The following is a 22363-nucleotide window of genomic DNA, read 5'->3' on the forward strand; positions in this document are numbered from 1 at the left end:
TCGTTCGGCACCTTCCGCGACATCCCGCGTTCCACGAGGTGGGGGCACAGCAGCGCCATGGCACAGGGCACGGTCCAGGTGACGCACACCGGTACATCGAGGTGGCGGCGCCGCACGGGTGAGTACGCGTCGCTCGCCGCAGCCCTGGAGGCCGCGGCGGACGGCGACGTCCTCACCGTCGCCCCCGGCACCTATCGGGAGAACCTCGTCGTCCAGCGGGCGGTGACGCTGCGCGGCCCCGAGGGCTCCCCCGGCTCCGTGCGCATCGCGCCGGTGGACGGCGTGCCGCTCACGGTGCGCGCCTCGGCGGTGGTCCAGGACCTGCATGTGGAGGGCCAGGACTCGACCGCGCCCGCGCTGCTCGTCGAGGAGGGCACGCCGGAGCTGCTGGACATGCGGATCGTCACGCGGTCCGCCGCCGGTATCGAGGTGCGCGGCGGCGCGCGTCCGACGGTGCGGCGCTGCACGGTCGACAACCCGGCGGGCGCCGGGATCGCCGTACTGGACGGCGCGGGCGGGGTGTTCGAGGAGTGCGAGGTCGTCGCGGCCGGGCAGGCGGGCGTGACCGTGCGCGACGGCGGGCATCCGCGCCTTGAGCGCTGCCGGGTGCACCACGCCTCGGGCGTCGGGCTGTCGGTCTCGGGCGAGAACTCGGCGCTGGAGGCGGTCGGTTGTGAGGTGTACGAGGTCAAGGGCAGCGGTGTCCAGGTCACCGGCCGGGCCTCGGCCTTCCTGACCGACTGCGATGTGCACCGGACGTCCGGGGACGGCGTGACACTCGACACCGATGCCGTGCTGACGCTGGCCGACTGCCGCATCCACGACATCCCGGAGAACGCGATCGATCTGCGGTCGCGCTCGGTCCTCACCCTGACCCGGACGACGGTGCGTCAGTTCGGGCGCAACGGCCTGTCGGTGTGGGACCCGGGCACGCGCGTGGACGCCAACCAGTGCGAGATCTTCGACAGCACCGGCGACTACCCGGCGGTGTGGATCAGCGACGGCGCCACGGCGGTCCTGGAGTCCTGCCGGGTGCACGACGTGCCGGACGCGCTGTTCGTCCTCGACCGGGGCTCCCGCGCGGACGTCGTCGACAGCGACCTCACCCAGGTCCGCAACACGGCCGTGTCGGTCAGCGACGGCGCGACCGCGCAGCTCGACGACTGCCGGATCAAGGACGCGGCGACGGGCGCCTGGTTCCGCGACCACGGCAGCGGCGGCACGCTCAACGGCTGCACGGTGGTCGGTACACAGACCGGCGTGATCGTCACCAAGGGCGCGGACCCCACCGTCGAGCGCTGCACGGTCGACTCCCCCGCCGAGGCGGGCTTCTACGTGTCGGCGGGCGGCCGGGGCAGCTTCCTGAACTGCCGGGTGACGGGCAGCGAGGGGTACGGCTTCCATGTCATAGACGGCTGCCGTACGACACTGACGAAGTGCCGTACGGAGCGGTGCGCGCGCGGTGGCTACGAGTTCGCGGAGGGCGGGCCCGGCACGGTCCCCGGTGGCGGACCGGTCGTCGAGGACTGCACCAGCGACGAGAGTGCGGCCCTGCGGGCGCCCTCGGTGCCGGAGACGGCCGTACAGACCATCACGCATTCGCCGGGGCTGTTGGGCTCGATCCCGGGCCAGCGTGCCACCGAGCCGGAGCAGGCGGTCGCCGCCCCGGAGCCGGAGAAGGCCGCGCGGTCCTCGGTGGACGTGCTGGGCGAACTCGACGCGCTGGTGGGCCTGGACAGCGTCAAGCGCGAGGTGCGGGCCCTCACCGACATGATCGAGGTCGGCCGGCGCCGCCAGCTGGCCGGGCTCAAGGCGGCCTCCGCCCGCCGCCATCTGGTCTTCACCGGCTCCCCCGGTACGGGCAAGACGACGGTCGCCCGGCTCTACGGCGAGATCCTGGCCGCGCTCGGTGTCCTGGAGAAGGGGCATCTCGTCGAGGTGTCCCGCGTGGACCTGGTCGGCGAGCACATCGGTTCGACGGCAATCCGCACCCAGGAGGCCTTCGACCGCGCGCGTGGCGGTGTCCTGTTCATCGACGAGGCGTACGCGCTGTCCCCGGAGGACTCCGGCCGTGACTTCGGCAAGGAGGCCATCGACACGCTGGTGAAGCTGATGGAGGACCACCGGGAGGCGGTCGTCGTGATCGTCGCGGGCTACACGGCCGAGATGGAGCGCTTCCTGTCGGTCAACCCCGGTGTGGCGTCCCGTTTCTCACGGACCATCACCTTCGGTGACTACGGCCCCGAGGAGCTGCTGCGGATCGTGGAGCAGCAGGCGGAGGAGCACGAGTACCGGCTGGCGCCCGGCTCCCCCGACTCCCTGCTGAAGTACTTCACCGAGATCCCCAAGGGCGCGACGTTCGGCAACGGCCGCACCGCGCGGCAGACCTTCGAGGCGATGGTCGAGCGGCACGCGGGCCGGGTCGCCCAGCACGCCGAGCCGAGCACCGACGACCTGACCCTGCTCTACCCGGAGGACCTGCCCGAGCTGCCCTGAGCCCCGGGCCGCGGCCCGGGCAGCCCCTCGCGCGGCCGCAGCCGCGTCAGCAGCTCCTCGCGCTCCTCCGCGAAGGCCGGATCGGCCTGGTAGTCGGAGTGGCCGAGGATGGGCGCGGGCAGCGGATGCTCCTTGGTGCGGCCGTAGGCGAGCGGGTCCTTGAGCGGTGGCCGGTCCACCTCCGGACCGCAGTCGCCGGGCAGGTGCACGGGGCCGCCGATCGGGTCGGTGAGCCGGTACAGGTTGCGCCAGCAGGCCACGTCGTGGTGCAGCGAGGCGAGCGCGGCGGGGCCGAAGTGGGCCGGGAACCAGCGCCCGTAGAGGCGCTCCAGCGGTGAGCCGTACGTCAGCAGCGCGACGCGCTTGCGCACGGACGGCTTGAGCTGCCAGGCGGCGGCTGCCGCGAGGACGCTGCCCTGGGAGTGCCCGGAGATGACGAGACGGCCGCCGGTGGCCTCGGTCCAGGTGGCCATGCGCCAGGTCAGGTCGGGCACGGCGCGCTCGGCGTAGCAGGGCGGGGCGAAGGGGTGGGCGGCGCGCGGCCAGAAGGTGCCGACGTCCCAGAGGATGCCTATGGTGCGCCGAGCGGCCGGGTCCTTGTACGCGCGTCGCCCCCAGGTGACGAACAGCAGGAAGCCGAACCCGATCAGCCAGGACCCGAGCGCCTGGGCGGTCCCGGCGGCGCCCTCGACGATCGCGTACGCGCCGTGCGAGGCGCCCGAGGGCGTGTCGCCGGTGCCCTGGGCCCCGGCGAGGGCGGCGGCGCCCAGCAGCAGGGTCACGGCGGAGGTGATGCCGAGGATGCGGGGTCCCCGGTCGGTGAGGGCGGCCATCGCGCGCGTGCTCGCGATCCGGCGGGTGCGGGCGTCGTCCAGGGGCTCCCCCGAACCGTCGGCGTAGTCCCGTTCGACGGCGTCCAGCTCGCCGCGCCGCAGTTGCAGGGTGCGCCGGGCCAGCCAGCCGACCAGGCCGAGGACGACCAGGAGGACGGCCGGGATCACGGACGCCTGCCAGGTCAGCAGGACGGGCGGGCCCGCGATGGTGCCGCCGGTGCCGTCCAGCCAGTCGGCGACGCGCTGCGAGACGCCGCCGGACATCACCCCGCCCAGCGCGCAGGCGAGCGTGGCGACGGCGGGTCCGGCGAGGCCGCGCATGGCGGCACGCGGGTCGGGGTGGGCGCGGTACAGGAAGTGGGCGACGACCGCCAGGCCGAGCACCAGGAGGCCCTGGAGCAGCGCGATCGTGCCGAACACGGTGTCGCCCGGCAGCCGGCCCGTCGCCCGCCACCCCGGGCGCGACCAGCCCGCGTACACGGCCGTCAGGAGCAGCAGGACGAGCGCGGCGCCCGGGAGGACGCGGACGAGCCGGGCGTCGAGTTCCTGGTCGAGGCGTCTCTCGCTGCGGCCCCGGCGGCACACCACCCACACCACGGCGGCGGCCCCGGCGATCAGCGCGACGTCGAGGAGCCGGGCCAGGGCAGCCAGGGTCTCCGGGCCGCCGGGTGCGCGGTCGTGGCGGGCGGCGGCGGAGCCCAGAGCGGCGGTGACCGTCAGCAGACCGGCCGCGGTGTGCGCGGCGCGCAGCCGGGCGACCAGCCGGCGTCCGTACCAGAACCCGGGCCGCCCAAGGGCCGTACGGATGTTCTCGTCGGCGGGATCGGGGGCGTGGGTCAGCGGCTTCTGGGACTCGTACGCGCTCCAGGTGCGGCGGGACAGGAACCAGAGCAGGCCGGTGAGGGCTGCGGGCACCACGGCGGCCAGGGCGAGGCGGCGGCCGGGCTCGCTCCACCAGCCGCCGTCCGACTCGGTCGGGGAGATGAAGCCGAGCCAGGAGTGCGCCTCGGCGCACGCGCGCGTGCCCGCGCACTGCCACGCCGTGAGGTCGAGGGCGACCTCGCAGGCGGCGGCGACCAGCAGGACGGTGAGGGTCAGACCGGCGAGACGCACCAGGAGGCCGTACAGCCGGACCTTGCCCGGCCGGTCGCGGGCGGCGGGGCGCATCCAGTGGGCGAGGTTGACGACCATGAACGGCAGGAGCAGCAGCCACAGGGCGCGCGTGCCGTTGCCGGAGGTGAGGTTGCACCAGACGTACGCCTCGCGCACCGGTGCGCCGTCCGGGTCGACGGGCCGGTCCTCGGCGTCGGCGTCGGCCACGCGCCGGAAGACGGCGGCCGTGTCGTCGCCGGTGACGCGGACGGTCCGCGGATCGTTGAGCATCTTCTCCGGCGAGGCGCCGCCCACGCCGTGGACCAGCAGTTCCAGGGCGATGCCGCTGGTCGTCCCCGTCCGGTCGGGCGGCCGTGCCGCGCCGTTCACCCCGGACTTCGGGGCTCGTTCCTGTGCCTGTTCCATTGTTCGCACTTCCCCCGTTGCTCGTACTTCCCCCGTGTCACACCGACGGCCGCCGTCCGGTCGGGAACGATGCCGTGCGGGACTGGAGGATCTCCGCCGGACGGGCCGCGTACACCTCTCGGCACGGAATCTCCCCGATCCGTGTGACCGGCGGGGACCCGGTGTTGCCAGAGTGACATGTTCGCGTCGTGACGGGCAGTGGCGCGACGAGTACCGGTGCATGCGAGTATGGGACGTCCGCCGGGCCGGTAGCAGGAGGAATGTCCTTGTCGGAGCGGGTGCGCAGCAGGTTCGCAGCGAGTGTGCGGGACGTGTCGGAGATGGTGGGGGCGAGTGGACCGACAGGCCCGAGCGGACCCCGGAAGGACGTGGAGCGGTCGTGAATGACAACCAGAACCTTCTCGCGGAGCAGCGCCGCGCCCTGATCCTCGACGAGGTGCGGCGACGCGGGGGCGTCCGCGTCAACGAACTCACCCGCAAACTCGGCGTGTCGGACATGACGGTCCGCCGCGACCTCGACGCGCTGGCCCGCCAGGGCGTCCTGGAGAAGGTGCACGGCGGCGCGGTGCCGGTGGTCGAGGCGAGCACCCATGAGCCCGGGTTCGAGGCCAAGTCGGGACTGGAGCTGACGGCCAAGGAGGACATCGCGCGAGCCGCGGCGGAGCTGGTCGCGCCGGGGTCGGCGATCGCCCTGTCGGGCGGTACGACGACGTACGCGCTGGCGCATCAGCTGCTGGACGTGGCTGATCTGACCGTGGTGACCAACTCGGTGCGGGTCGCCGATGTGTTCCATGCCGCTCAGCGGGTTTCGGGGCAGCGGCAGGGGGCGGCGACGGTCGTGCTGACGGGTGGGGTGCGGACGCCGTCCGACTCGCTGGTGGGGCCCGTCGCCGATCAGGCGATCGCCTCGCTGCACTTCGATGTGCTGTTTCTCGGGGTGCACGGGATATCTGTCGAGGCGGGGTTGTCCACGCCGAACCTCGCGGAGGCCGAGACCAATCGGCGGCTGGTGCAGTCCGCTCGGCGGGTTGTCGTGGTCGCCGACCACACCAAGTGGGGGACGGTGGGGCTGAGTTCGTTCGCGGCGTTGGAGCAGGTGGATACGTTGGTCACGGACTCGGGGTTGGTTCCCGAGGCGCGGGATGAGGTTTCTGAGCACTTGCGGAGGCTTGTTGTGGCGGGTGAGGGCGCCTAGAGGGGTGCCTTGGTAGGTGCGTGGGCGGGTGCGGCGCCCGTCGTGGCTTGTCGCGCGGTTCCCCGCGCCCCTGGGTGGGTCTTACCACGCGCCTGTTTTCAGGAACCCTTCGATTCTCGTCCTGTAAGGCGCGATGTCGAGGTTCTGGTTTTTCAGCCAGGTGTCCGAGTAGTACTTGTCCAGGTAGCGGTCGCCGTGGTCGCAGAGCAGGGTTACGACGCTGCCCTGCTGTCCCTCTGTCACCATCTCGGCGATGATCTTCAGGGCGCTCCACAGGCCCGTTCCCGTGGAACCGCCCGCCTTGCGGCCTATCTTCTGTTCCAGGGCTCTCACCGCGGCGATGCTGGCCGCGTCCGGCACCTTCATCATGCGGTCCACCGCGCCGGGGACGAAGCTCGGTTCCATGCGGGGGCGGCCGATGCCCTCGATGCGGGAGCCGCAGTCACAGGTGACGTCCGGATCGCCGGTGGTCCAGCCCTCGAAGAAGCAGGAGTTCTCCGGGTCGGCCACGCAGATCAGGGTGTCGCGCTGGGTGTAGTGGACGTAGCGGGCCAGGGTCGCCGAGGTGCCGCCCGTACCGGCCGTGGCGACGATCCATGCGGGCTCCGGGAAACGCTCCAACTCCAGTTGGCGGAAAATGGATTCGGCGATGTTGTTGTTTCCGCGCCAGTCCGTGGCCCGTTCCGCGTAGGTGAACTGGTCCATGTAGTGGCCGCCCGTCTCCGCCGCGAGGGCCGCCGAGGCCTCGTACATCCTGCGTGAGTCGTCCACGAAGTGGCACCGGCCGCCGTGGGACTCGATGAGGCGGCACTTCTCGGCGCTGGTGGTGCGGGGCATCACCGCGATGAAGGGCACGCCGATCAGTTGCGCGAAGTACGCCTCGGAGACGGCCGTGGAGCCGCTGGACGCCTCGATCACCGGGCGGCCGGGGCGGATCCAGCCATTGCAGAGTCCGTAGAGGAAGAGCGAGCGGGCGAGGCGGTGCTTGAGGCTGCCGGTGGGGTGGGTCGACTCGTCCTTCAGATACAGGTCGATACCCCACTTCTCGGGCAGCGGGAAGCGCAGCAGATGCGTGTCGGCCGAGCGGTTGGCGTCGGCCTGGACCTTGCGGACGGCCTCTTTGAGCCAGGCTCGGTAGTCGGCGTCGCTGCGGTCGACGTCGAGCGTGTCGAGGGTTTCGGCGGTCCCGGTGGGGTCGGGGATGCTCACGTCGGGCTCCTTGTGATGCGCATGCCGACGGCGTCCTTGCGCAGCCGTACATTCTGATCATAGTCACCTTCCGCACGCCTCTCACCTGCATAAACATCCCTTTGGGCGGATCAAAGGCAGGCCTGTGGGGCGGGGGCGGCCAGGGGGTCGGCGGGAGCCTGGTCGCCCCGGGGCGCATCCCGGTGAGTGCTTCCGCCGGTTGCCGGAGAGTGCCGTACGCACTGGTGCTCGACGCCGGGGGCAGGCAGACTGCACCGCACGGGGGCGCACAATGGATCACGTTCCAGGCGGGATCACCACGCATCTCGGCGGAAGCCGACAAGGGGGCGGAGCATCATGGCGGAGCCGGAGTTCACGGCCACGGGCGTGCGGATCGGGAAGAGGCTGCGTTCCCTCACCCGGGCCGGACAGGTCCGGATCAGCGGCGGCAGGCTGGAGCTGCTGACCAGCTACGGCAGCGAGATCGACAGCGCTCCCGTGCAGGCGGTGCGGGCCTCGAAACCGTGGTTCGCGGCCGACGACCGAGCGCTCGCGGACCTCAACGGCCAGCGCTATCTGCTGACCCTGGGGGATCACGACCCCGCGCCGGGCGAGACCGGGCCGCCCGCCGCACGCCGGTTCATCGAAGCCGTGCGCAAGGCGGCCGGGCGCGGGCACTGAGCAGGCCGGGGAGCGCGAAGCCGTCTTCGGCGCGGACACCGGGAGTGCCGTCGGCCGTGCCGCGAGTTGCGGGTTTCCGTCCCCTGAGCCACGCTTGTCACACGTCACTCTGGGTTTACCGGCGATAACGCTGCGAACCAGCCCGCCGGCCTCGACAGCAGGCGGCCATTGCACACAGGCACTCTGCTGGATCCGATCTCGTGTCTTCTTCCGGACCTCAATTCGGGGAGTCGCAAGCCGTGATCAGCCACCCAAGCAGGCATTGCACGGTGGAGCTGCAAGCTCTTCCGTCGCGGATCGGCCAGGTCCGCAGAATCGTCTCTGCACAATTGCGCTACTGGCATCTGGATCCCTTGATAGACCGGGCCTCGCTCGGTGTGACCGAACTGCTTACCAACGTCCACCGGCATGCCCAGCCCGACAAGCTGTGCACCGTGGAGATCGAGGTCCTGCTCGACCGGCTCACGGTCTCGGTGCACGACCACGACCCGCGCATTCCCGAGCTGCGGGACGCGGATCCCACCGCCACCTGCGGACGCGGTCTCGCGATGGTCGCGGCGGTGAGCGAGAGCTGGGGTGTGCGGCCGGACGGCGAGTCCGGGAAGGTCGTGTGGTTCACGCTGCCGACCGTCGCCCCTGTCGTGGCCGCTCCCGAGACCCGGCTCGTGACGGCGGCGCCCACGCGTCAGCCGTTCGAGGAGCCGTTGTGCGACGACAAGGGGTACAAGCCGGGGGTGCACCGGCGCAGGCCGGAACACGCTCCCGCCCGGTCGGCCGTTGCCGGCTGACCGGGCGGTGACCTCCGGTACTCCCCCGCCTCCTCCCTGTCTTCCGGTTCCTCCGCCTCTTTCTCGTTCTCCGTACGTCATTCGGTGGCGATGGCGCGCAGTACGTCCAGGCGTGCCGCCCGCCGGGCCGGGCGCAGGCCCGCGAGCGCTCCCGCCGTGACGCCCACCAGGGCCACGATCACGAGCTGGGTGGGCGGCAGCGCGAAGGCGAAGGTGCTGTCGCTCGCGCCGTCCGAGGCCTTCACCAGTACCCAGCCGAGGAACCCGCCGAGGGCGAGCCCGCCGATCGTGCCGAAGGCCGCGACGAGGATGGACTCCCAGCGGACCATGGCGCGCAGTTGGGCGCGGGTCTGGCCGACGGCCCTCAACAGGCCCAGTTCGCGGGTGCGTTCGTGGATCGCGAGGGTCAGGGTGTTGGCGATGCCGAGGAGCGCGATGAGGACGGCCAGGGCGAGGAGTGCGTAGACGAGGGTGAGCATCATGTCGATGCCTCCGGCCGACGACTCGGCGAACTCGTCGCGGGTCTGGACCTCGGGGTCGCCGTAGCGTGCCGCGACCTGCGCCACGGCCGCCTTGCCCGCGCTCGTGCTCACCCCGTCCTTGAAGGAGACGGCGATCAGGGTGTCGGAGTCCTGGGTGCGGTGCGGGGCCCAGGCCTCGCGGGTGATGACGTACTCACCGGCGAGTTCCGAACGGCCGTAGACCGCGCGGACCTTGAAGGTCTGCTGCCGGCCGTCGGTGAAGGTGAGCCGGGTGGTGTCTCCGGGTTCGAGGCCGCGCCGGTCGGCCTCCGGCTCGGTGATGGCGATGCCGTCGGTGCCCAGGTCGGATAGCGAGCCGCGTACGTCGCCCAGGTCGAAGACCTTGCCGAGGGTGACGGGGTCGGTCACGGTCAACGCCCTCCCCTTGCCGTCGACTTCGGCAACTCCCCGCCCGAGTCCGACCGCGTACGCGACCTCGGGCAGCCGGGCGACGGCGGGTGCGAGGGCGGGGCTGAGTCCGCTGCCGCCCGCGCCGAAGGACGGGGTGCTCACGGCGACGTCGCCCGCGAAGGACCGGGACACGGTCTGGTCCATGGTGGCCTTCAGTGAGGCCCCGAACACCGTGAACAGGGAGACGACGGCCACGCCGATCATCAGGGCGCTCGCGGTGGCGGCGGTCCGCTTCGGGCTGCGCAGGGCGTTGCGTCCGGCGAGGTCGCCGGTGACTCCGCGCAGCCTGCCGAGGGGGCCGCCGAGGACGCGTACGACGGTGGTCGACGCGATGGGGCCGAGGACCACGAAGGCGGCGAGGGCCAGTACGGCGCCAAGTCCCGCCAGCCACAGGGACGGTGAGACCAGGACGCCGGTCAGCGTCATGGCCAGCGCGAGGGCGCCGAGGCCCGCGCCGGTGACCGCGCGGAGGGGCGAGGTGCCCGACCGGTCGACGGCCGTCTCGCGGAGTGCGGCCAGGGGTGCGGTGCGGCCAGCGCGTACGGCGGGCAGCAGGGCGGAGCCCAGGCAGACCACGATGCCGACCGCGAGCGGCAGCAGCATGGACAGCAAGCTGATCACCAAGTCGCCCTCGGGGAACGGGAATCCGATGGCCGGGAACAGTGCCTGGAGGCCTGCCGCGATGGCGATGCCTCCGGCGAGGCCCACGGCGGACGCCGTCACGGCGACTGCGGTCGCCTCGACGAGGGTGGCCGAGGTGACCTGGCGGCGGGATGCCCCCAGCGCCCGCAACAGGGCGTTCTCGCGGGTGCGTTGGGCGACGACGATCGCGAAGGTGTTGTGGATGGAGAAGGTCGCGACCAGGATCGCCACGCCAGAGAAGACCAGGAGGAAGAGGGTGAAGACGGTGAGGAACTGGCTGGAGATCATCTCCGTGTTCTCCTCGGCCGACTCCTGACCGGTGACGGCCTCAACTCCCTTGGGCAGTACGGCCGCCAGGCGATCCACCAGCTCCCGCTGACCGACCCCGGGACCGGCCCGCACCAGGATGCTCGCCGCCTCTCCGGGCCTCGCGGGGAGGTATTTTTCGGCGTCGGCCCGCATCATCCCGGTGAACGTCACCTGTGCCATGCCGTCCTCCCCCGCGAAGGTCGCGAGGCCGACGATCGTCACCTTGACCGGGTCGGGCGTACGCAGGATCGTCGTGTCGCCGATACCCAGGCCGCCCTTCTTCGCCGTACCCCGGTTGACGACGACCTCGCCCGACCTCAACGGGGCTCGTCCTTCGGCGAGTTGGTACGGGTTCAGCCTCGGGTCGGTGATCCAGTTGCCGGCGAGGGTGGGCGGGCCCTGGCCGCCGATGGGGTCACCGTCGGCGGCGATGAGCTGGCCCGCGCCCTGGATGTCGGGGGCGGCTGCGGCGACTCCGGGGACCCGCTCGACGGTTTTGACGAGGTCGGTGGGGACCGGCCGGCGTACGCCCTGGCTCTCCCCCGGGGTGGTGATGGCGTCCGCGCTGCGGACGACGGCGTCGGTGCCGCTGGTCGCCTCGCCGAACATGGTGTCGAAGCTGTTCCGCAGGGTGTCGCCCATGACCAGGGTTCCGGCGAGGAAGGCGACGCCGAGGAAGACCGCCAGGAACGTACCGGCGAAGCGGCGCTTGTGGGCGCGGAGGGAGGAGAGGCTGATGCGGACGGCGGGAGGGAGGGTGCGCGTGGGGGTGGTCATGACGGCACCTCGAAGGCCTTCAGGCGGTCCAGGACCTTGTCGGCGGTCGGGGACTCCATCCGGTCGACCAGGCGGCCGTCGGCCAGGAAGAGGACCTGGTCCGCGTGGGCGGCGGCGACCGGGTCGTGGGTGACCATGACGACCGTGCGGTCCATGTGGCGTACCGCGCGGCCGAGCAGGCCGAGTACCTCGCCGCCGGAGCGTGAGTCGAGGTTGCCGGTCGGTTCGTCGGCGAAGACGACGTCGGGTCGGCCTGCGAACGCCCTTGCCACGGCGACGCGTTGCTGCTGGCCACCGGAGAGTTCGGCAGGACGGTGGTGGAGCCGGTCGCGCAGGCCGACGACGTCGACGAGGGCGTCGATCCAGTCCTTGTCCCCGCGCGCGCCCGCCAGGTCGATCGGGAGGGTGATGTTCTCGTCGACGGTCAGGGTCGGGACCAGGTTGAACGCCTGGAAGACGAAGCCGATCCGGTCCCGGCGCAGGAGCGTAAGGCGACGGTCGTCGAGCGAGCCCAGTTCGGTGTCGCCGATGAAGGCGGCGCCGGAGGTCAGGCTGTCCAGGCCCGCCGCGCAGTGCATCAGGGTGGACTTTCCGGAGCCGGACGGTCCCATGATCGCGGTGAAGCGCCCGGCCGGGAAGTCGACGCTCACGCCGTCCAGGGCCCGTACGGCGGTGTCGCCACCGCCGTACACCTTCACCGCGTCGACGACACGGGCTGCCGCCGCCGTACGGGTCGTGGTGGTGGCGGTGGTCATACCGCACCGCCCTTGCCCGTACGGCCGCCCGCCGCGCCGAACTGCTCGTCCAGGACGGAGAGCCGCCGCCAGTACTCGTCCTCGTCGATCTCACCGGAGGCGAAACGCCGGCCGAGAACAGCGAGCGGCGCGTCGCCGGAGAGGCGGTCCTGGGCGTCGTAGCGGCCGTCCATGGCACGCCACGGGCCACGGCGCCCGCGCCGCCAGACCGTGCGGCGCAGGACGGTGACGACGCCGAGCACGACGGCCGCCCAGATCAGCGGGAAGAAGAAGATCCAGGGGCCGGGGCCGCCGTCCCAGTTCGCGAGGGTGTTCATGTGGAGTCAGCTCCCAGGAAGGGGTTGTGTGCGATGACTCCACGTTCGCGCCGGGAGGGGGTCCGGGTCGTCGTACGGCCGGCGGGAGTGCGGGTACCTCCCCGGGAGTACGTGGGGCTCCCGCGGCTGCTTCCCCGGGGGCCTGTGTCAGGCGACGGAGATGTCGACCGACGGGCGTAGCTTCGCCGCCGCTGCCAGAGCCTCGTGTGCCGGGTGGGTGTCGAAGGCCGTCAACAGGGCTGCGGAGGCGGGGAGTTCGGCCGCCGGGTACGCGATCTGCTCGTACGCCGACTGGAAGCGCGGGCCCCAGCGGCGGGCGCCGAGGCGGGCCGTGCGGGAGCAGTTGTCGACCATGTACGCCACGTCACGGGCGTGCATGTACGGCAGCAGGGAGTCGACGGCCTCGATGACGGACTCGTTGACGATCTCCGACCAGGGGTGGCCGCGTTCGGCGAACTCGTCGATCTGGGCGGTCATCGTGGCCACGAACACACCTGCGGTGAACGGTTCGACGGGCAGCTCGCGCTCCGCCCGCCGGGCGCGCACCCGCTCCCCAGCCGCCCACATCGGCGAACCGCCGATGCCGCTCATCGGGCGGGCGCCGAGGCGCTGTTCGGCGAGGATGACGCTGCGCAGTTCGGTGCCGTCGGCGACCTCGTCGTAGATCTCGGCGACGAGGTCGCGGGCGGGGCGGTAGGTGGCCGTGTACGCGCGGTCGAAGGTGTCCCGGTCCGCCGGGGCGAGGTTCTCGCGCACGGCGCGGATGCCCTCGTGGGAGATCGTGCGGGCGATCGGGCCGGTGACGTTCTCGCAGGATCGCTCGTACGCGGTCGGCTCGTCGTCGCCTTCCAGGCGGAAGCGGGCGTACAGACTCTCGACGATGCCGTGGACGGCGCCGAGCAGGATGGCGCGTTCGCCGACGATGTCGGAGAGGTACTCGCTGTCGAGGGTCGTGCGGAAGGTGTACGGCGAGCCCAGCGCAACCGACCAGCCGAGGGCGAGGTCGGTGGCCCGGCCGTCGGGGTCGGCGTGGACGGCGAAACTGCTGTTGATGCCCGCGCCGTTGATCTCCGCGCCCTGTTCGTAGAGGCGCCGCACCGAGTCGCCCATACCCTTGGGGCAGACGGCGATCACCCCGTGTCCGGGCGGGAACTCGCCACCGTACGACCGGAGATGGCCGAGCAGGAAGCCGTGCGAGAGGCCGATGACCGCGCCCGGCTTGAGAGTCGCGAAGATCTCCTGGTGGTGGGTGGCGAGGGCCGCGTCCGCGATCAGCAGGATCACGAGGTCGCTGTCGGCGGTGACGGCGAGCCAGTCGCCGAGGGTGCCGTCCGCCTCCGTGAAGCCGTGGGCGCGGGCGTCGGCGGCGGAGGTGGAGCCCGGGCGGAGCCCGACGGCCACCCGGATGTCCGTACCGGCGAGGGAGTCGCGGAGGTTGAGGGCCTGAGCGCGGCCCTGGGGGCCCCAGCCGATGACGCCGATGTTGCGGATGCCTTCGAATGCCTGCGGCAGGAGCGGGAAGAGGTGGCGTCCGCCGCGCAGGATGGTCTCCGTTCCGCCGGGGACGTCCATCGATTCCAGGGCGAAGACGCGGGAGGTGTGGGTAGCGCTGTGCGTGGTCGAGGTCATGGTCGAGTTGTAGGGTCGCGGCAAGTGTTGCGGCAAGCGCAACTTGTGCAGCGCGGTGTTGCGGCTGATGAAAGGGCCAGGTCACGTTATGCGTGATGATCATCGGGAGCTGCGTCTTTTCGTTCATCTGGCGCAGACGCTGAACTTCGGGCGGACCAGTCTGGACTGCCATGTCAGTCCGGCGACGCTCACCCGGACCGTGCAGCGGCTGGAGGCCGGTCTCGGGCATCGGCTGTTCGACCGGGGGCCGCGCGGGGTGTCGCTGACGGCTGAGGGGCATCGGTTCCGTGAATACGCCGTCCAGGCGCTGGAGTTGTGGCGCGCGTACCGGGAGGAGCATCCCGACCCGGCTCAACTCACCGGCAGGCTGGCCGTGTTCGCGACGGTGACCGCCTGCCAGGTGCTGCTGCCCGACCTGTTGGCGCCTTTTCGGGCCGCGCATCCGCAGGTACGGATCGATCTGCGCACCGGGGATGCTGCGGCGGCGCTGGCCCGGCTGGACGAGGGGGAGGTCGATGTGGCCGTCGCGGGGATTCCGGCGCGTTTGCCGGAGCCGTTGGTGAGTCGGACGGTCGCTGTCACCGAGTTGGTGTTCGTGACCGCGCGGGATCGGCCGGATCCGGGGCTCGTGGGGCCGTTCGTGCTGCCGTACCGGGGGTTGGTTCGGGAGGCCGCCGATCGGTGGTTCCGGGGGCGGGGGGCCGGGTTCTCGTTCGAGGTGGCCGCCGAACCGGACGGTCACGAAGGGTTGTTGACATTGGTCGCGTTGGGGTGTGGGACGGGGGTGGCGCCTCGGCTTGTGCTGGATCACAGTGCGGTGCGGGAGCGGTTGGTTGTTGTGCCGACTTCTCCGGAACCTGAGCCGTTTTCGATTGGGTTGTGTGTGCGGCGAGTTGATCTGCGGAGGCCTCAGGTGGCGGCGTTGTGGAGCCTGATGGGGTGAGGGGTTCGCTGGTGGTGCGGCTGCGGGTGCGTTGTGGCTGGTCGCGCCCGCGCGGCGGTAGCCGCAAATTCAGCACAGCCCCGCGCCCCTTAAGGGCGCTGCCCCTTAAGCCAGTGCCGCCAGGGGGTCGTCGAGTACCGGTTGCCATGCCAACTCCGCTGCCCCTACCAGGCTGTTGAAGTCCAGGGTGCAGGCGAAGATGGGGACACCGCCGCTGCGGCCCCAGAGGCTGCGGTCGGCCACCACCGCTCGCAGGCGGGTCGGGTCCGCTTCGAGGAGGGTGCCGTGGAGGCCGCCGAGGATGATGCGGTCCGGGTTGAGGATGTTCACCAGGCCCGCCAGGCCCAGGCCCAGGCGGTCGATCAGGGTCTCGGTGGCCGTGCGGACCGCCGGGTCCGGGTACCGGTCGCGGATCAGGTCGTTCGCCTGTTGCAGGAGGGAGACCTCGGGGCCAGGGTCGCGGCCCGCCGCCGTGAGGAAGGCTAGGGGGTCGGCCTCGACGTCCAGGCAGCCCCGGCTGCCGCAGTGGCAGGGGCGGCCCTCGGGATTGACGGTGAGGTGGCCGACTTCGAGCGCGAGGCCCGAACTCCCCGTGTGCAGACGGCCGTCGAGGACCAGTGCGCCGCCGACTCCCCGGTGCCCGGTGGCCACGCACAGCAGGTCGCGGGCGCCGCGTCCGGCGCCGTGCCGGTGTTCGGCGAGGGCGGCGAGGTTGACGTCGTTGCCCGCGAAGGCCGGTCCGGCGATGCCCGCCGCCCGTACCCGTTCGGCGAAGATCTCCCGTACCGGCGCTCCGGCCGGCCAGGCGAGGTGCAGCGGGTTCAGGGCGAGGCCCTCGGGTTCGGCGACGGCCGACGGGACCGCGAGACCCGCGCCGACGCAGCGGCGGCCGGTGTCGCGCAGCAGTTCGGTGCCCGCCTCGACGACCGAGCCGAGCACCTTCGCCGGGTCGGCGTCGACGGTTTCGCAGCCGGGCGCGGTGGCGACGATCCGGCCGCCGAGCCCGACCAGCGCGGCCCGGAACCCGTCGGCGTGCACCTGCGCGGCCAGCACGACCGGCCCGTCCTCGGCGACGTCGAGCCGGTGCGAGGGGCGCCCCTGCGAACCGGCCGCCGCACCGGGCCGGGCGTCCACGCTGATCAGCCCGAGCGCCTCCAGCTCGGCGGCCACGGCACCGGCGGTCGCCCGGGTGACCCCCAGTTCGGCGGTGAGCACGGCCCGGGTGGGCGCTCGGCCGGTGTGCACCAGCTCCAAGGCGGGCCCGAGGGCGCCGCGCCCCCGGTCCAACCGCGTTTTTGAAGTGGTCCCCTCAACCTTGCCGCTCATGAGGGCGAGTCTCCCATGATCCGTACGACGAATGACCGCACCGCGAGCCTAGAAGCCACTGACCCGCAGCGTGATGTTCAACCGGCCCGTCAGCCCCAACTCGGGCGGTGCCGTGCCCTCGTACACCCGTGGCACCCCGTGGTACGCCAGCCGGGACGCGCCGCCGAACACGAACAGGTCGCCGCTGCGCAGCTCGACGTCCGTGTACGGCTTGCTCCGCGTCGCCGTGTTCCCGAAGCGGAAGACGCAGGTGTCGCCGAGGCTCAGGGAGACCACGGGCGCGTCCGACTTCTCGTCGCTGTCGCGGTGCATGCCCATGCGGGCGTCGGCGTCGTAGAAATTGATCAGCGCGATGTCGTAGTCGGGGTCGTTGTCGTACGCCGCCGCCGTGGCCGCTTCTCTGCCGAGCCGGCCCAGCCACTCGGGGAGCGGTTTCACCGGTGCGCCGTCGCCGTCGACGGCCGTGCGGGCGTAGGCGTACGGGTACCAGTGCCAGCCGAGGCAGACCTGCCGGGCGGTCATCGTGCCGCCGCCGGGGGTCCGGACCGTGCGCAGGCCGGCGGGTGGTCGGGCCCAGTCGCGGCAGGCGTCCAGCAGTTCGCGCTGACGCTCCGCGTCCAGCCAGTCCGGTATGTGCACCGCGCCCGGCGCGATCTCCGAACGGGCTCTGGGGAACAGTTCGGTGTCCATGGTTCCCATCCTGCCGGACGGGGTCGATGGGGGTGTGAGCTGCGGCTCTCCCGACAGGCCCTAGGCTGGGGCCACGATGAGCGACCGGATGACGACACCCTGGGCCGAACTGACGCTGACCCGTTTCCCCGCCGATCCGCGTGAGCGGCTGCGCGCCTGGGACGCCGCGGACGAGTACCTCCTCGGGCATCTCGCGCAGGACGGGACCGATCTGTCCGGCACGGTCGTGGTCGTCGGCGACCGCTGGGGTGCGCTCACCACGGCGCTCGCCGCGCACCGTCCGACGCAGATCACCGACTCGTTCCTGGCCCAGGAGGCGACCCGGGCCAACCTGCGGCGGGCCGACGTGGACGAGGACTCCGTACGGCTGCTCACCACCCAGGACGCTCCGCCCGAGCGGGTCGACGTGCTGCTCCTGCGGGTGCCGAAGAGCCTGGCGCTGCTTGAGGACCAGCTGCTGCGGCTGGCGCCCGCGCTGCACGAGGGCACGGTCGTCGTCGGCACCGGCATGGTGAAGGAGATCCACACCTCGACGCTGAAGCTGTTCGAGCGGATCGTCGGCCCGACCCGGACCTCCCTCGCGGAGAGGAAGGCCCGGCTGATCTTCAGCACCGTCGGGCCGATGATGAGCCGGGGGGCCAGTCCCTGGCCGTACCGCTACACGCTGCCCGACGGCATCGGCTCCGCCTCGGGGCACCCGGTCGTCAACCACGCGGGCGTCTTCTGCGCCGAGCGCCTCGACATCGGCACCCGCTTCTTCCTCCAGCACCTGCCCGAGCCGTCGGGTGCCGCCCGGGTGGTGGACCTGGGCTGCGGGAACGGTGTGGTCGGTACGGCGGTGGCGCTGGCCGCGCCGGAGGCCGAGCTGCTCTTCGTCGACGAGTCGTTCCAGGCGGTCGCCTCGGCGGAGGCCACGTACGAGGCCAACGGACTGCTCGCCGGGCGGGCCGGGTTCCGGGTCGGGGACGGGCTGGCCGGGACCGAGGACGAGAGTGTCGACCTCGTGCTGACCAATCCGCCCTTCCACACCCACCAGGCGACGTCCGACGCCACGGCCTGGCGGATGTTCACCGGCGCGCGGCGGGCGCTGCGGCCGGGCGGTGAGCTGTGGGTGATCGGGAACCGGCATCTCGGCTATCACCTCAAGCTGCGGAAGCTGTTCGGGAACAGTCGGCTCGTCGCGAGCGACGCGAAGTTCGTGGTGCTGAAGGCCGTCAAGCAGTAGCCGGGTGATGCGCTCGTCCTGTGGTGCGGTGAATTCTTACCACCTCAGGCGGCGGTGACGGCTGGCTCTCCGCGCAGGGCCCGTGGTGACGCGCCGAGTTCGCGGCGGCAGGCCTTGTTGAAGGCCTGGAGGTCGGGGATGCCTACGGAGGCCGCCACCGCCGGGATGGAGAGGGTCGAGGCGCGCAGCAGGTGGCGGGCTCGGTCGAGTCTGCGGCGGCGGATGTAGCCGACCACGGTGTCGCCGGTCGCCGCCTTGAAGAGCCTGGCCAGGTGGTTGTGCGAGACGCCTGCCGCCTGGGCGACGACCGGCACGGTGAGCGGGGCGGCCAGCTGGCCCTCGATGTAGGCGATGGCGGCGCTGACCGCCGGGTGCGGGCCGGGGCCGGGACGTTCGGTGTCGGGGGTGAGGTGGGCGATGCGCCACAGCGCGGTCCAGATCTCGGCGCGTGTGTGCTCGGGGGCGCGGGGTACGGCGGCGATCGCGGCGAGCAACAGGCCGGTGAGGGTGGGGAGTTCGGGTCCCGCGTCCTGGACGACGGGGACTGTGCGCGAGGGTCCGGCGGCGGGGATGCGCAGGTGTGCGTAGAGGTGTTCGGAGCGGCCCTGGTAGCGGAAGCGGACCGTGGTGTCGGGCGGTACGAGGCTGACGCGGCCGGGGCGGACGACGTGCGGGGTGCCGTCGACGACCAGCTCGGCCTCGTACTGGTAGAGGTGCAGCTGCCACAGCTCCGGCAGCCGGAAGACGTCGGTGCGGCTCGCGACGCCGTGTACACCGACGCCCGCGTTCGCCACGTACGGCGGCTCCCCGAGGTACAGCTCCGTCTCACGCATGGTGAAAAAATACCAGCGATGGTCACGGTCAGCTCAGTACGCCAATGATCCGTGTCACCGTCCGCGCCATCGCCTCCCGGCCCACGCCCAGATACTTTCGCGGGTCGACGGCCTCGGGGTGGGCGGCGAGGAAGTCCCTGATGGCGCCGGTCATGGCGATGTTGAGGGCCGTACCGATGTTGACCTTGGTGATCCCGCCCGCGACGGCGGCCACGAGTTCGCCGTCCGGTACGCCGGACGAGCCGTGCAGGACGAGGGGGACGTCCAGGGTGGCGGAGAGCCGCTTCAGGAGGTCGTGGTCGAGGGCCGCCGTACGGGTGGTCATGGCGTGCGTGCTGCCGACGGCCACCGCGAGGGCGTCCACTCCCGACTCGGCGACGAAGGCACGGGCCTCGGCGGGGTCGGTACGGGCGCCGGGTGCGTGGGCGTCCAGCGGGGGCCGGCCGTCCTTGCCGCCCACCTGTCCCAACTCGGCCTCGATCCAGAGCCCTTGGGCGTGTGCCCAGTCGGCGGCGGCGCGAGTGGCGGCGAGGTTCTCGGCGTACGGCAGCCGGGCCGCGTCGTACATCACGGAGCTGAATCCGGCGCCGGGTGCCTGGCGCAGCAGGTCGTCGCTCTGGACGTGGTCGAGGTGCAACGCGACGGGTACGGCGGCGCGTTCGGCGGCGGTGGCGGCTGCTCGGGCCAACGGGAGGAGCTGTCCGTGGCGGAACCTGGCCGCGTTCTCGCTGACTTGGAGGACCACGGGCGAACCTGCTCGCTCGGCACCGGCAATGACGGCCTCGACATGCTCCAGGGTGATGATGTTGAACGCGGCCACCGCCGAGTGGGCGGCAGCGGCCCGCGTGATGAGTTCACCGGTGGTCACCAGGGGCATGTCTCCTCCTTTCGGCCTCTCATGTGAGGATCACCGAGCGGGTGAGGTGGCGTGGGCGGTCGGGGTCGAGGCCCCGGGTCGCCGCCACCGCGACCGCCAGGCGCTGCGCGCGGACGAGTTCGGCCAGCGGGTCGAGGTCGCCGGCCACCCACAACGCCCCGGTGTCCCGCACCTGTTGGGCCAGTCCGTCCGGCGCCTCGCCGAACATCCAGGTCGCTGTCCCCCGGGTGCTGACGCTGATGGGGCCGTGCCGGTACTCCATCGCCGGGTACGCCTCGGTCCAGGACAGGGACGCCTCGCGCATCTTGAGGCCGGCCTCGTTGGCGAGACCCACCGTCCAGCCCCGGCCGAGGAAGGTGAACTGCGCGCACTCGACGAGCCCTTCGGGCAACGGGGTGGCGAGCGCCGTACGGCAGTCGTCGACGACCGACTCGGTGTGCAGGCCGAGGTGGGTGCGGAGGAGGGTGAGGGCGGTGGTGGCGAACCTCGTCTGGACGACGGACCGTTCGTCCGCATAGTCGAGCACGACCAGGTCATCGGCTCTTTCCCTGACGGGAGTCCGGGGGTCGGCGGTGATCGCGGTCGTCCGCGTCCGCCGGTTTCGCGTACCCGTGGGCGGGTTCTCCCGTAGCCGTCCGAGCAGTTCGAGCACCTCGGTGGTGGTGCCGGACCGGGTGAGGGCGACGACGCGGTCGTACCAGCGGCCGTAGGGGTACTCGGAGGCGGCGAAGGCGTCCGTCTCGCCCTGGCCCGCGCTCTCGCGGAGGGCCGCCACGGCCTGGGCCATGAAGTACGAGGTGCCGCAGCCGACGATCGCTACCCGCTCCCCTGTGGCGGGCAGCGCGTCGGCGTGCTCGGCCGCCTCCGCGGCGGCACGGGTCCAGCACTCGGGCTGGCTGTTCAGTTCGTCCTCGACATGGGTCATGCCGTGCCTCTCTGCCAGCCGACGGATGCTCGTTCTTGCAAGATATAGCTATGCTTTGAGCATAATCAAGCATTCCGTTCGCGGAGGGTGTGAGGATTCGGTGCGCTAGGGTCGCGGAAGATCGCCAAGATCGAGGAACGGAGAGTCCGGATGTCCCGGGACGCCCGCTGGAAGTCCCTGCTGGAACTGCTGGTCGAGCGGGGCCGGCTGGAGGTCGAGGAGGTGGCGGCCGAGCTGGCGGTGTCGACCGCGACGATCCGCCGTGACTTCGACCAGCTCGCCGAGCAGCAGATGCTCGTGCGCACCAGGGGCGGCGCGGTCGTGCACGGGGTGTCGTACGAGCTGCCGCTGCGCTACAAGACCGCCCGGCGTGCCTCCGAGAAGCAGCGCATCGCGCGGGCGGTCGCGGGCCTGGTCGCACCCGGTGAGGCGGTGGGTCTGACGGGCGGTACGACCACGACGGAGGTGGCGCGCGCGTTGGCCGAGCGCGGCGATCTGGCCGTCGGTTCGCCCGCGCTGACGATCGTCACGAACGCGCTGAACATCGCCAACGAGCTTGCCGTTCGGCCCCAGTTCAAGATCGTGGTGACGGGCGGGGTCGCGCGCCCGCAGTCGTACGAACTCATCGGGCCGCTGGCGGACGGGGTGCTGGGCCAGATCACCATCGACCTGGCCGTGCTGGGTGTGGTCGCCCTCGACGTCACGCACGGGGCCGCGGCGAACGACGAGGCGGAGGCCGCGATCAACCGCCTGCTGTGCGAGCGCGCCGGGCGGGTGGTGGTGGCCGCCGACTCCAGCAAGCTGGGACAGCGGGCGTTCGCCCGGATCTGCGCGGTCGAGGCCGTGGACACACTGGTCACGGACACGGCGGCGGACGAGGAGATGGTGGGGCGGTTCGAGGAGGCCGGGGTCAGGGTCATCACGGTCTGAACGGGTACGGCACTCCCCCGACCGCCCCCTCCCCCAACCGCCTTGGCTCATTGGGCGATCCGCACAGGGGGGACGGTCCGCTGAGGGGGGCGATCCGCTCAGGGGGCGGTTCTGCTCCCGTCGAGCCGTTCGACGCGTGCCACGTTCTCCCGGTCCTCGGTATCCTCGCTCGCCTCGGCGGCGAACCAGGCGTCCAGGATCTCCTTGAGCAGCGGTTCCGAGGTAAGGCGCAGGCTGAGCGCGAGGACGTTGGCGTCGTTCCAGCGGCGCGCGCCGTCCGCCGCGTAGGCGTCCGTGCACAGGGCCGCGCGTACTCCGGGCACCTTGTTCGCGGCGATCGACGCGCCCGTACCGGTCCAGCAGCAGACGACGGCCTGGTCGGCGTTCCCGGCGGCGACCTCGCGGGCCGCAGCCTCCGAGCAGGCGGCCCACTGCGGATCGTCGCCGGGGCGCAGTGCCCCGTACGCCACCACTTCGTGGCCACGGTCGCGCAGTTGCCCGAGGAGGGCGCGCGCGACGGGTTCGTCCATGTCGGAGGAGACAGAGATCCGCAT

General features: G+C 71.9%; 19 protein-coding genes. 7 read left to right on the top strand and 12 right to left on the bottom strand.

Annotated elements, in window-relative coordinates; genetic code table 11:
• The first annotated feature begins 57 nt into the window (after positions 1-57).
• Complete coding sequence (locus CW359_RS26250; protein ID WP_198655390.1) at positions 58-2496, top strand: right-handed parallel beta-helix repeat-containing protein; 2439 nt, start codon at positions 58-60, stop codon at positions 2494-2496.
• Here the strand turns inward: CW359_RS26250 and CW359_RS26255 are convergent.
• Positions 2466-4847 carry a hypothetical protein gene (locus CW359_RS26255; RefSeq protein ID WP_105972593.1) on the bottom strand — a complete coding sequence of 794 codons (2382 nt, stop codon included), beginning with the start codon at positions 4845-4847 and terminating at the stop codon, positions 2466-2468. The two genes, CW359_RS26250 and CW359_RS26255, sit on opposite strands and share 31 nt — an antisense overlap.
• A gap of 379 nt (positions 4848-5226) precedes the next feature.
• Between CW359_RS26255 and CW359_RS26260 the strand changes: the two genes are divergently transcribed.
• Positions 5227-6042, top strand: a complete 816-nt coding sequence (locus CW359_RS26260; protein WP_105972594.1) for a DeoR/GlpR family DNA-binding transcription regulator — start codon at positions 5227-5229, stop codon at positions 6040-6042.
• A gap of 81 nt (positions 6043-6123) precedes the next feature.
• Here CW359_RS26260 and CW359_RS26265 read toward each other — a convergent pair whose 3' ends face one another.
• Complete coding sequence (locus CW359_RS26265; RefSeq protein ID WP_408647519.1) at positions 6124-7251, bottom strand: PLP-dependent cysteine synthase family protein; 1128 nt, start codon at positions 7249-7251, stop codon at positions 6124-6126.
• Between the two features lie 336 nt (positions 7252-7587).
• On the opposite strand from CW359_RS26265, the gene CW359_RS26270 reads away from it, so the two are divergent.
• The gene (locus CW359_RS26270) at positions 7588-7911 is read left to right on the top strand and encodes a hypothetical protein (protein WP_105972595.1); all 324 of its coding nucleotides are present in this window, start codon (positions 7588-7590) and stop codon (positions 7909-7911) included.
• A gap of 239 nt (positions 7912-8150) precedes the next feature.
• Positions 8151-8699 (top strand): ATP-binding protein, encoded by a 549-nt coding sequence (locus CW359_RS26275; protein ID WP_105972596.1) that lies wholly within the window; start codon positions 8151-8153, stop codon positions 8697-8699.
• Between the two features lie 77 nt (positions 8700-8776).
• On the opposite strand, the gene CW359_RS26280 is transcribed toward CW359_RS26275, so the two are convergent.
• The 4 genes from CW359_RS26280 to CW359_RS26295 form a co-directional block, all read right to left on the bottom strand.
• Positions 8777-11359, bottom strand: coding sequence for an ABC transporter permease (locus CW359_RS26280; RefSeq protein WP_105972597.1), 2583 nt, complete (start codon positions 11357-11359; stop codon positions 8777-8779).
• Positions 11356-12114: an ABC transporter ATP-binding protein gene (locus CW359_RS26285; protein WP_105972598.1), complete on the bottom strand. Its 759-nt coding sequence runs from the start codon at positions 12112-12114 to the stop codon at positions 11356-11358. Before CW359_RS26285 ends, CW359_RS26280 begins: the two co-directional genes overlap by 4 nt.
• Positions 12111-12431 carry an SHOCT domain-containing protein gene (locus tag CW359_RS26290; protein WP_105972599.1) on the bottom strand — a complete coding sequence of 107 codons (321 nt, stop codon included), beginning with the start codon at positions 12429-12431 and terminating at the stop codon, positions 12111-12113. The genes CW359_RS26285 and CW359_RS26290 overlap by 4 nt, the downstream gene beginning before the upstream one ends.
• Positions 12432-12578: 147 nt before the next feature.
• A complete protein-coding gene (locus CW359_RS26295) occupies positions 12579-14060 on the bottom strand; it encodes a ketol-acid reductoisomerase (protein ID WP_105972600.1) in 1482 nt (493 codons plus the stop codon).
• Between the two features lie 88 nt (positions 14061-14148).
• On the opposite strand from CW359_RS26295, the gene ilvY reads away from it, so the two are divergent.
• Entirely contained in the window at positions 14149-15003 is an 855-nt protein-coding gene (gene ilvY, locus CW359_RS26300) for an HTH-type transcriptional activator IlvY (RefSeq protein WP_105972601.1), read from the top strand.
• A 105-nt stretch (positions 15004-15108) separates the two neighbouring features.
• On the opposite strand, the gene CW359_RS26305 is transcribed toward ilvY, so the two are convergent.
• Together CW359_RS26305 and CW359_RS26310 are read right to left on the bottom strand one after the other, a co-directional pair.
• On the bottom strand, positions 15109-16329 hold the full coding sequence (locus CW359_RS26305) for an ROK family protein (protein WP_105972602.1): 1221 nt from the start codon (positions 16327-16329) through the stop codon (positions 15109-15111).
• Positions 16330-16377: 48 nt separating this feature from the next.
• Entirely contained in the window at positions 16378-17019 is a 642-nt protein-coding gene (locus CW359_RS26310; protein ID WP_105972603.1) for an alpha-ketoglutarate-dependent dioxygenase AlkB family protein, read from the bottom strand.
• Between the two features lie 88 nt (positions 17020-17107).
• Here CW359_RS26310 and CW359_RS26315 point away from each other — a divergent pair, with 88 nt between their 5' ends.
• The gene (locus tag CW359_RS26315) at positions 17108-18244 is read left to right on the top strand and encodes a methyltransferase (protein WP_105972604.1); all 1137 of its coding nucleotides are present in this window, start codon (positions 17108-17110) and stop codon (positions 18242-18244) included.
• A gap of 44 nt (positions 18245-18288) precedes the next feature.
• Here CW359_RS26315 and CW359_RS26320 read toward each other — a convergent pair whose 3' ends face one another.
• From CW359_RS26320 to CW359_RS26330, 3 genes are read right to left on the bottom strand one after another with little or no spacing between them, the layout of a single operon-like run.
• Complete coding sequence (locus CW359_RS26320; RefSeq protein ID WP_105972605.1) at positions 18289-19077, bottom strand: helix-turn-helix domain-containing protein; 789 nt, start codon at positions 19075-19077, stop codon at positions 18289-18291.
• Positions 19078-19105: 28 nt separating this feature from the next.
• The gene (locus tag CW359_RS26325) at positions 19106-19954 is read right to left on the bottom strand and encodes a class II fructose-bisphosphate aldolase (protein WP_105972606.1); all 849 of its coding nucleotides are present in this window, start codon (positions 19952-19954) and stop codon (positions 19106-19108) included.
• A 19-nt stretch (positions 19955-19973) separates the two neighbouring features.
• Positions 19974-20879: an SIS domain-containing protein gene (locus CW359_RS26330; RefSeq protein ID WP_105972607.1), complete on the bottom strand. Its 906-nt coding sequence runs from the start codon at positions 20877-20879 to the stop codon at positions 19974-19976.
• Between the two features lie 150 nt (positions 20880-21029).
• Between CW359_RS26330 and CW359_RS26335 the strand changes: the two genes are divergently transcribed.
• Positions 21030-21809 (top strand): DeoR/GlpR family DNA-binding transcription regulator, encoded by a 780-nt coding sequence (locus CW359_RS26335; RefSeq protein ID WP_105972608.1) that lies wholly within the window; start codon positions 21030-21032, stop codon positions 21807-21809.
• Between the two features lie 98 nt (positions 21810-21907).
• On the opposite strand, the gene CW359_RS26340 is transcribed toward CW359_RS26335, so the two are convergent.
• A complete protein-coding gene (locus CW359_RS26340; RefSeq protein ID WP_105972609.1) occupies positions 21908-22363 on the bottom strand; it encodes an RpiB/LacA/LacB family sugar-phosphate isomerase in 456 nt (151 codons plus the stop codon).

This window comes from Streptomyces geranii (genome assembly GCF_002954775.1).
Classification (GTDB): domain Bacteria; phylum Actinomycetota; class Actinomycetes; order Streptomycetales; family Streptomycetaceae; genus Streptomyces; species Streptomyces geranii.